Source organism: Pseudomonas sp. 05T35, assembly GCF_056396605.1.
This window is the reverse complement of the sequence record NZ_JBFTLU010000126.1, coordinates 1-10,312: the sequence shown is the minus strand read 5'-3', so window position 1 is coordinate 10,312 and position 10,312 is coordinate 1. Positions and strand designations below refer to the sequence as shown.

The 10,312-nt window shown below is 60.3% G+C and carries 6 protein-coding genes and 1 pseudogene; 2 read left to right on the top strand and 5 right to left on the bottom strand.

Going from position 1 to position 10,312, the window contains the following annotated elements:
- From AC1DH9_RS12360 to AC1DH9_RS12350, 3 genes are all read right to left on the bottom strand, one after another.
- The coding region (locus AC1DH9_RS12360) for a thioesterase II family protein (RefSeq protein WP_477808239.1) at nt 1-718 on the bottom strand (718 nt) is incomplete at its 3' end.
- Nucleotides 715-1,425, bottom strand: coding sequence for a GntR family transcriptional regulator (locus AC1DH9_RS12355; protein ID WP_427546573.1), 711 nt, complete (start codon nt 1,423-1,425; stop codon nt 715-717). The genes AC1DH9_RS12355 and AC1DH9_RS12360, both read right to left, overlap by 4 nt.
- Before the next feature lie 46 nt (nt 1,426-1,471).
- Nucleotides 1,472-1,666 (bottom strand): hypothetical protein, encoded by a 195-nt coding sequence (locus AC1DH9_RS12350; RefSeq protein WP_427546575.1) that lies wholly within the window; start codon nt 1,664-1,666, stop codon nt 1,472-1,474.
- 31 nt (nt 1,667-1,697) lie between these two features.
- Between AC1DH9_RS12350 and lapG the strand changes: the two genes are divergently transcribed.
- Entirely contained in the window at nt 1,698-2,390 is a 693-nt protein-coding gene (gene lapG, locus AC1DH9_RS12345; RefSeq protein WP_427546578.1) for a cysteine protease LapG, read from the top strand.
- A 14-nt stretch (nt 2,391-2,404) separates the two neighbouring features.
- A complete protein-coding gene (gene lapD / locus AC1DH9_RS12340) occupies nt 2,405-4,354 on the top strand; it encodes a cyclic di-GMP receptor LapD (protein WP_477808238.1) in 1,950 nt (649 codons plus the stop codon).
- A 78-nt stretch (nt 4,355-4,432) separates the two neighbouring features.
- Here the strand turns inward: lapD and AC1DH9_RS12335 are convergent, their stop codons facing one another.
- Together AC1DH9_RS12335 and AC1DH9_RS12330 are read right to left on the bottom strand one after the other, a co-directional pair.
- Entirely contained in the window at nt 4,433-4,771 is a 339-nt protein-coding gene (locus AC1DH9_RS12335; RefSeq protein ID WP_427546583.1) for a tryptophan synthase subunit beta, read from the bottom strand.
- A 149-nt stretch (nt 4,772-4,920) separates the two neighbouring features.
- Nucleotides 4,921-10,312 (bottom strand): annotated as a pseudogene (locus tag AC1DH9_RS12330) (LapA family giant adhesin); the annotation flags it as partial.

Genomic DNA, 10,312 nt, shown 5'->3' with positions numbered 1-10,312 from the left:
GCTGAGTGGTGGTGAAAAAATGATTACCGGTCATTTCGATCAGTTCGAATTCACGGCGAGTGAACTCGCGCCAATTGACCATGCTTTCAAGAGGGGCCAGCGGATCGTCGCTGCCGTAGAAGGCAGTCATCGGTATGTGCAGGCTGCGACTGGAAGGGTCGGCCCAGGACTCGAGCAGTTTCAGATCACTGTGTATCAGCGCTTCAAAGGCGGCGAGTTGATCGCTGGCAGTTGCATCGAGAAGTGTGCCCGGGTTGGAGGGTGCATAACCGTGCCGGATGTTCGGCAGGCTGTGCAGTGGCGCAGAAGCGGGTCGGGTATCCGGGCTGCGGCAACCGGAAATGAACAAGTGACGGGTTTGCCCTGGGCAGTGGGTTTCGCTCAACTTGGCCAGTTCGTAGGCCAGAATTGCGCCCAGGCCATGGCCAAACAGCGCATGGGGTTCAGACAAGTAAGGTTGTAGCGCCGCAAAGGCGTCGACCAGCAGCGGTGGCCATTGTTCGTAGTGTGTCCGATTCTGCGGATTGTCATGGCCAGGAAGCCTGAACGCGAGTAGTTCAATGTGCTCGCTCAGCGCTTGAGTCCAACTGCGGAACTGCTCGGGGTCGGCACCGGCCTCGCCGAAGCAGATCAGCCTGACGTCCGTCGTCTGGCTGGCGCTGATCACGGTCAGCCATGGAGTGTTCCGGGTGTGCACGGTTTTTCTTGTACGATTCACGTCGATGATTTCTTGCCCTGAGGTTCAAGGCTGTTCAGGTAACGCGTGATGACCTCGACACCCCGGTTGAGGTGGTTCTGAAGCTTTGTTACGGTTAGCGCGATGTCCCGGGCTTGTGCAGCACGCAGCAGGTCACGGTGATCTTCCTGGGACAGCTTGCCGAGCCCCATGGCTTCAAGGTTGAAGCGCAGAAAGCGTTCCTCTTCCCACAGACCGCCTTCCACCAGGCTGAGGAGCCTGCGGTTGGGCGCCTTGCGGTACAGCGTCATGTGGAACAAACGGTTAAGCCTGCCGATCTCGGCATAATCGGTCTGTGTTTCGAGGTCGTTGATATAACGCTCGGCCTCGGCAAAATCTTCGTCGTCGAGCAGCGGGATCGACAGGCGCAGGGCCTCGGACTCCAGCAGGATACGCAGGGCATAGGTTTCGGCGGCGTCACCTTCGACCAATGGCGCGACAACCGCGCCTTTGTGTGCGACAACATGCAGCAGTGATTGCGCCTCGAGCTGGCGCAAGGCTTCGCGCACCGGCATGCGACTGACGCCGAACAGGTCGGCCAGGTCTTGCTGGCGCAGCGCGGTGCCGCAAGGCAAACGGCCGTCGAGAATCGCCGAGCGCAGGGTTTCTTCGATCACCGATCGCGCAAGGTGAGCAGGGATTGGGCCGCTGACCGGGATAGTACTTAAAGGGTTGGGCTTCTGTGTCACGACAACGCACCCTGATTAAAATGAAAAATATTGGATCCAATGCACACTAGTGACTGCCTTGCTGGTTGTCAAACCGGCAAAACAAATCAGTTTCCGTTAGTTTTATGCCACTGGCATTGCCACCGAACAGAGCATCACTGGCTACGTTTTTTTCAACTGCTTCCGCTTTCCCCAAGTCTAGCGTGCTCGCGGTGATTGCACCGTGCCATTGTCTTTTATCGATCAAGGCTTCACCATCCATCGATTTCCAACCGCCCTTTGGACTCACTGCATTGCTGGCACGTTTCGCTTTCCCTCGGCCCCTGCGCTGGTTGTGTTCAGCACTGCTGATTGCCGGCGTCTTGCTGGGCGGTCTGCATGCCGATTGGGATTTTTCGCTGATCAGTCGCCGGGCCGAAACATTGTACGGGCCGTTGGGTGAAGGCAAGCAACGAATCGATGCCTGGCAGCACCTGCTGGCGACACAGAAGCAAACCTCTGAGCTGGAACAGCTCAACGTGATCAACCTGTTCTTCAACAAGCAGATGCATTACGTGGAAGACATCGACCTGTGGCACGTCGAGGACTACTGGGCGACACCGATCGAAGCCTTGTGGAAAGGCGCTGGCGATTGTGAGGACTACGCGATCGCCAAGTATTTCAGCCTGCGCCATCTTGGAGTTTCCAGTGACAAGTTGCGCATCACATACGTCAAGGCCCTGCGCCAGAATCGCGCGCACATGGTCTTGACCTACTATTCAAGCCCTGACGCTATGCCGCTGGTGCTCGACAGCCTGATGGATGCGATCCAGCCGGCCAGCCAGCGCACCGATTTGTTGCCGGTCTACTCCTTCAATGCCGAAGGGCTTTGGTTACCGGGCGCCAAGGGCAACAAAAAAGTCGGTGACACCAAGCGTCTGTCCCGTTGGCAGGATGTGTTGAAGAAAATGCAGGCCGAAGGATTTCCGGTCGAGACGACTCACTAGGAGCACGCGCTTAGATGTCTTTGTTCAAACAACTGTTGATCGCTATCTGTCTGTTCCTGGTCGTCGCTTTCAGTGGCAGCTTCATGGTCGGCCTGGAGAGTTCGCGGACCCAGTACGTCAATCAGTTGCGCTCCCACGCACAGGACGCTGCGACCGCGCTGGCGCTTTCGCTGACGCCGAACATCGACGACCCGGCGATGGTCGAGCTGATGGTCAGCTCGATCTTCGACAGCGGTTATTACGCGAGTATTCGCGTGGTCGACCTCAAAACCGACAAGGCCATCGTCGAGCGCAGTGGCATTCCGGAAGTTACCAGCGTGCCCGGCTGGTTCGTCAAATTGATCGCTCTGGAGCCTGCTGGCGGTGATGCACTGGTCAGCCGTGGCTGGGAGCAGGCGGCCAGGGTCGAGGTGATCAGCCACCCGATGTTCGCCGTGGCCAAGCTCTGGCAGAGCGCCCTGGGCAGTCTGGGCTGGTTGCTGATCTGCGGCGCATTAAGCGCAGTACTCGGCGCACTGTTGCTGCGTCGACAATTGAAACCGCTGGATTACATGGTCAAGCAATCCCACGCCATCGCCCGCCGCGAATTTCTCAGCCTGCCCGAGCTGCCGCGTACCCCGGAACTGCGGCGCGTGGTGCAGGCGATGAACCAGATGGTCGAGAAGCTCAAGGCGTTGTTTCAGGAGCAGGCTGAGCGCAGTGAAAGACTGCGGGTCGAGTCCTACCAGGACAACTTGACCGGGCTGGCTAACCGGCGTTATTTCGAGATGCAATTGAACGCCCGGGTGAGCAACCCGGAGCAGGCCAGCTCAGGTTATCTGTTGCTGTTGCGGGTCAAGGACCTGGCCGGTTTGAACCAGCGTCTGGGCGGTCAACGCACCGACCAGTTGCTGCGGGCGGTCGGCGAGCAACTGTCGCGTGAGTGCGCCAGATTCCCGGAAACCCAGAACCTGGTGACGCGCATTCGCGGYGGTGAATTCGCCGTGCTGGCGCCTGGTCTGGTGCGCGAAGAGGCGCTGCAACTGGCGCAGAGCCTGGACAGCGCGCTGGCCAGTCTGCATGCAACCGGGGCAACCGATGTGGCGTCGGTGGCGTCGATCGGGCTGGCGCCGTTTGCCCATGGCGACACGCCGCAGGCGGTGTTGAGCCTGGCGGATCAGGCGTTGTCACAGGCAGAAGCCGAGGGTGAGATGAACTGGGCGTGCCTGGATCACGGCGCAGCGGCCATTGTCGGCGACGATCACCATGCGTGGCATACCTTGCTCGATCAGGCACTGGATCAGCAGCGATTCGAGTTGTACTTCCAACCGGTCGTGGCCAGTCAGGACACGCAGTTGGTGCTGCATTACAAAGTGCTCTCGCGCTTGCTCGATGAGCAGGGTCAGACCATCCCTGCCGGGCGCTTCCTACCGTGGCTGGAGCGTTTTGGCTGGACCGCGCGGCTGGACCGTCTGATGCTGGAACGGGTGTTGGCGCAGATGGCCGGCCATGAAGACTCGCTGGCGCTGAACCTGTCCGCCGCCACCCTGGCTGATCCGCAAGCCCTGAACAAAGTCTTCGAAATCCTGCGCGAGCATTCCAGTCTGGGACCACGCTTGACCCTGGAGATCGGCGAAGAGCAATTACCTGATCAGGCCGTGCTCGAACAGCTGACCCGTCATCTGCGTGAGCTGGGCTTCTCCCTGAGCCTGCAGCGTTTTGGCGGTCGCTTCAGCATGATCGGCAACCTGGCACGGCTGGGGTTGGCTTATCTGAAAATCGATGGCAGTTACATCCGCGCCATTGATCAGGAAAGCGATAAGCGTCTGTTCATCGAAGYCATCCAGCGCGCCGCGCACAGCATCGATCTGCCGCTGATTGCCGAGCGAGTGGAGACCGAAGGGGAGTTACGGGTGATTCGCGAGATGGGTGTGTACGGCGTGCAAGGGCAGTTGTTTGGTGAGCCGAAGCCCTGGCGGGAGTGACACGCAAAGATCGCAGCCTGCGGCAGCTCCTACGGGCATGCACAAATCCATGTAGGAGCTGCCGCAGGCTGCGATCTTTTAAATCAACCCGCCTTCATCTTCATTAATCAGGTGACTCAAACCACCCAGCGCTTCACGGGCCTGGGTCCGGTCCATCAGTTTGGCTTGCGCGGCCGCTGGCAGGTCGGTGATGCGAATCACCCCTTTGCTGGCGAGCACCTGAATCAGGTCGTCGAGTACCCGGATCATCTCCAGGTCGCTTTGCTTGAGCTGCTTGAGGCTGGTCTCCATCACTTCGTTGGCGTACCAGGCCTGGATCTCATGGTGATCGGAGGGCAGCGTTTCCGTAGCCTCTGCGTAAGCCGTAGCTTCCACGCGCACCAACTGGCCTTGCGCATCGCGTTGCACGTAGAACATCGAAAATCCCTCATGAATGAACCCGCGTCGTGCTGTCAGCAGGATAGGCCAACGCGTACGAGTATGCGGTGCCACGACGAAATCGTCACCCGATGGTGACTGACAGCAACGTGACGGCCGCTCATTACGAGCGGCCGTCAAGGGCTTGATCAGGTGTTGTTGTGGTCGATCTTGATGGTCGGGTCGCTACCGGCGATCAGCGAATTGATGCTCTGACCGGACCAGTTATTGCCTTCCAGTTTGATCGTCACGTCAGCGTTGGCCACGCCGCCGGCCGCGTTGAGCTTGCCTTCGGAGCTGACCTGCAACGTCGACACACCATCAACCGTGTTGATTTTCAGGAAGTTATCGATGGTGCTGCCGCTTTCGCCCTGCAACAGATCATGCAGGTCGATCCGGTCGCCTTCGCTGGCCTTGAAGTCCTTGATCACATCGTTACCGGTATCGCCGGCCTTCCAGACGAAGGTGTCGGCACCCGATCCGCCAATCAGGATGTCGTTGCCCTGACCACCGATCAGCGTGTCGTTACCCGTACCGCCCAGCAGGATGTCATTGCCCTTGCCACCGTCGAGGATGTCGTTGCCGCCCTGGCCGAAGAGGATGTCGTTACCGGCACCGCCCAACAGCGTGTCATTACCGTCATGAGCGCCGGACACATCGAACGCGGTGTAGTGCTCAGTGATGTACTGGTGCACGTTGCTGGTGGTGACTTTGCTGACATCCACGCCGGTCTGCTGGGCCACGAAGGCCTGCATGGCCTGGTAACCCTCACCGGCAATGCCGTTGAAGCTCACCAGGTCGCCGAACAGGATGTCATTTCCGTCGCCGCCACTGACCGTATCGGCGCCCGGCATGGTCGCTTCGGTGTGACCGATGATCGAGTTGGCCAGGTTGGCCGGGTCGATGTTGGTTTGCGGTTTGCCGTCGGTGTCGAACGGTTTCAGGTCGCTGAGGCTGACATCGTTGTTCAGGCCGATGGCCTCGACCTGCGACAACTTGCCGAGCAACGCGAAGCTGTCGTTGGAGTTGCTGGTGGTACTGCTATCGGAGCTGTAGCCCGTACCGGCCAGTTTCGACAACTCATAGGTGCCATCTCCTTGAGCGTGGAGCATTCCCAGGTCTTTGCTGACCCAGCGGTTGCCGGTATAGGTCTGCAGCGTTGTCGAACCATCGCTGCCGATGGAGAGGTAGTGCGTGTTGTCCAGGTACTTGGAGAACGTGTTCCCTAGCGTGTAGTTGCTGGTCGTGACGACGTCGTCCAGCTTGGCGCCACCGCTGTACAACGTCGGGTTGGTCTGTTCGCCGGACTGGTAGAACGTTGGCTGTCCGTCGGTAATGAAAAACGTCAGGTTGGTCGCGCTGCTGTTACCAGTGGCCATGCTGCTCTGGAAGAAGTTGGCCGTGGTCTTGAACACGTCTTCGTAGTTGGTGCCGCCGCCGGAAGCCATCGAGTCCAGCACCGACTTGAGCAGGGTCAGGGCATTCGGGTCATTCAGGTTGACCGCAACCTGCTTGTTGACCTGGGTATCGAAGTCCGCGAGGAAGACATTCACCGTGCCCGAAGTGCTGGCGCCAAGGCTGTTCTTGAGCGTGTTGAACACTGATGTCAGCGAGTCTTTGGCCGCGTTGATCGAGGAGGCGCTCATGCTGCCCGAGCTGTCGACCATGAACGCAATGTTGTAGTTGGTGCCGGGCACCACGGTCAGCCCGCCGATGTCGGCGATCATGATGTCGTTGCCGTTAGTACCGACGAAATTGTCATCCCCTGAAGTGGCGACCGACGCGTTATACACCGCCGGGTAAACCGTGACCGGGATCTGCGCAGTACTTGGCGCCGAGCCGCCGAGGGACTCGGTGGAAGTCGACGTCACCGTCAGATTGATCGAGCCGTTGAAGTACGGTGGCGGGGTGAGTGTCAGGCTGCCGAGGTTCCAGCCAGTGACGTTCGCTTCGCCGGTGGTCGCCACGGTGAAGGTATGACCTGCGCCATCGCTGAGTACGGAACCGGCTGGCATACCGCCGATTTTCACGCTCAGGCTTTCGGAGCCGTCGGTGTCGGTCAGTGCGGTGGTGATTTTTGACAGATGAACGCTGCCGCCCTCGGCGCCGGTGTTGAGCTTGTAGCCGTCGTAGTAGCCTTCGCCATTGGTGCCGTGCAGGTCGGAGACCGTCACACCAGCATTGATCAGGTCGGTGACGCCCGTGTAGATCGGCACGCCTGCGCTGCTCAGGTCGATGGCAGGTGCGCCGTTGACCGACAGGTTGACGTCGTAGCTGCCTGGACCATTTTGGTTGTGGTGGTAGATATCCAGGGTGTAGTAACCGCTGGTGGTCGGCGTGAACGAGCCGGAGATCTGGCCACCCGCGCCCCACGTGGCACCGGCCACGTTTTTACCGCCGATGGTCACCAGCAAACTGTCGTCAGCGATACCGCTGAAGCTGTAGGTCTTGCCGGCTTCGAGGTAGATCAGCCCGGAAGTTTTAGATGCTGTGCCGGCTGCAACGTTGCTGTCGGACTGCACGTTGCTCACAGTACCGCTGCTGTTCGGAGTACCGGCAGCATCGATCACGGATTTCAGGGTTTCAGCTGGCGCGCCACTACCGCTGGTGCCGAGACCGGCCAGACCAGTCCAGACCTCCTTGATCAGGCCTGTCGAATTCACATTGTTGTCGGCGACGCTGAGTGTTGGCGCATCGGCAACGGGAGTGATATCGACTTTCAGCGTGCCGGTGCTGCCCAGCAGTTGGCCGTCGGTTGGCTGGAACTGGATCTGTGCGTAATCGGCCTGTTGGTTGCCCACGCCGGTGCCGCCGTAGCCATTGGTGCCGGATTCGTTGGCATCAGGCATGAAGCGCAGCTTGCCTGCGTCGATGTCGGCCTTGCTGAAAGTCTGGTTGTTGGCCACGTCTTTCCAGGTCGAACCGTCCAGGTACTGCAACTTGCCGTCGCCCGGCAGCTGGGTGATTTTCACGCCTAGGCTGGCAGCAGGACTGTCGACATCGCTCACACCGAAATTCGACCAGCCGAGGATCAGCGCCGTGTCTTCAGTGCCGGTGACCGCACCGCCGGTAGTGACCGGCGCATCGTTGACCGCGACCACATTGACGGTGGTGGTGGCGACGTTGGAGTAATTGCTGCCATCGGTCACCGTCACGGTGATGGTCCGCGGCGTGGTGCTCGGGTCTTCACTGTTGTTGGTGAAGGTGATGTTCTTGATCTGCTGCATGTAGTCGGCCAGCGTCGCATTGCCGGACAGCGTCAGGGTGATCGAACCATCCTTGCTGTTGGCGTTGATGCTGATGCCGTTGACACTGTTGCCCAGGTTCAGCGAGTCGCCGGGCTGACGGTTGGTCAACACGATGGTGGCGCCGGTCAGCATGGTGCTGTCCGGGTCGGTGATCGTGAGGTCGGTGTCGCCAATCGATACGCCAGGGCCGGTGGTGCCTTCGGTGAAGGTGACGTTGTAATTGGCACCGGTCGCGCCGCTGGAGTTGTTGGCGTCAAGGTCGATGACGGGCGGAGCATCGTTGTCGATGATTGACGTGTTGACGCTGCCATTGGTGCTGCTGACCACCAGGTTTTCGAAGTTGCCACCGCTGGCCGAGTCGATCTTGACCACGATGTTTTCAGTAGGCTCGGTGATCTTGTCGTCGATGGTCGCGATATTGAAGCTGGCGCTGCTGGCGCCCGCCGGGATTTTCACCGTGTACACACCGGTAAAGTCCGAGCCGTCGGTGGCCGTGCCGCTGTAGACGATCTTCAGCGTCACTTCTGTTTGCGCCGGATGCGTCAGGGTCACGGTGTAGCTGGCGGTCTGGCCTTCGGTGACCTGACTGCTGCCGCTGATGCTGACTTCGGTTTTATCGATTGTGTCGGTGACGCTGGTCACGGCAGCCGTTTTATCGGTGACCAGATTCTCGAAGTTACCACCGGTCGCCGTTGCAATCGTCGCCTGGACCTTGCCGGCGTCGAGGTAGACGTCGTCCTTTGGTGCATCGACCACCACGGAACCGGTGGTTTTGCCGGCGTCGATATTGATCACTGCGCCGTTGCTCAGGGTCACGGTCACTGGCGTGCCAGCGGCGTTGGTCAGGGTCGCGGTGTAGGTGATGTGGCCACCTTCGGCCACGGAGCCGGTGGCGCTCAGCGTCAGGTTGGTGGTGTCGACGGTGTCGGTCACGTTGGTGCTGACCGGAGTTTTGTCGGCGACCAGGTTTTCGTAGTTGCCGCCGCTGACGTTGGTGATGGCGTTGGTCAGCGGAGTGTGGCCGACCAGCGCGTCATTCGGTGCGGTGGAGGTCGCGGTGCCGCTGGACTGGCCGACCGGGATGGTGATGGTCTGGCCGTTGGCCAACGTYACGATCACTGCCGAACCGGTGACCGGCGCACTGACGGTGGCGGTGTAGGTGACGGTGCCGCCTTCGGCTGCCGAATCGGTCGCGGTCAGTTTCACCGTCGAGGTGTCGATGGTGTCGGTGACGTTGGTGACCGCAGGTGTGCTGCTGGTGACCAGGTTCTCGAAGTTGCCGCCGGTCGCCGTTGCGATCGTTGCCTGGACCTTGCCGGCGTCGAGATAGACGTCGTCTTTGGGTGCGTCGACCACCACGGAGCCGGTGGTTTTGCCGGCGTCGATATTGATCACTGCGCCGTTGCTCAGGGTCACGGTCACTGGCGTGCCGGCCGCATTGGTCAGGGTCGCGGTGTAGGTGATGTGGCCACCTTCGGCCACGGAGCCGGTGGCGCTCAGCGTCAGGTTGGTGGTGTCGACGGTGTCGGTCACGTTGGTGCTGACCGGAGTTTTGTCGGCGACCAGGTTTTCGTAGTTACCGCCGCTGACGTTGGTAATCGCGTTGGTCAGCGGGGTGTGGCCGATCAATGCATCGTTCGGGGCAGTGGTGGTCGCGGTGCCGCTGGACTGGCCGACTGGAATGGTGATGGTCTGGCCGTTGGCCAACGTCACGATCACTGCCGAACCGGTCACTGGCGCCGAGACGGTTGCGGTGTAGGTGACAGTGCCGCCTTCGGCTGCCGAGTCAGTCGCGGTCAGTTTCACCGTCGAGGTGTCGATGGTGTCGGTGACGTTGGTGACCGCAGGTGTGCTGCTGGTGACCAGGTTCTCGAAGTTGCCGCCGGTGGCGGTGGAGATCGTTGCCTGGACCTTGCCGGCGTCGAGGTAGACGTCGTCTTTTGGTGCGTCGACCACTACGGTGCCGGTGGTTTTGCCAGCGTCGATATTGATCACTGCGCCGTTGCTCAGGGTCACGGTCACTGGCGTGCCGGCCGCATTGGTCAGCGTCGCGGTGTAGGTGATGTGGCCACCTTCGGCCACGGAGCCGGTCGCCGTCAGGGACAGGCCGGTGTTATCGATCGAGTCGGTGATCGTCGTAACGGCTGGGGTGGTGCTYGGGGTCAGCTGCTCGAAGTTGCCACCGGTGGTGCTTTCGATGGTGGTGCTGACGGTGCTGCCGTTTTTGTAGACGTCGTTGGCCGGGGTATCGACCACCACCGAGCCGGTGGTTTTACCAGCTTCGATGTTGATT

Coding starts and splice junctions, on each gene's coding strand:
- AC1DH9_RS12350 (WP_427546575.1), bottom strand. CDS start 1,666: ATGGATGGTGAAGCCTTGATCGATAAAAGACAATGGCACGGTGCAATC.
- AC1DH9_RS12335 (WP_427546583.1), bottom strand. CDS start 4,771: ATGTTCTACGTGCAACGCGATGCGCAAGGCCAGTTGGTGCGCGTGGAA.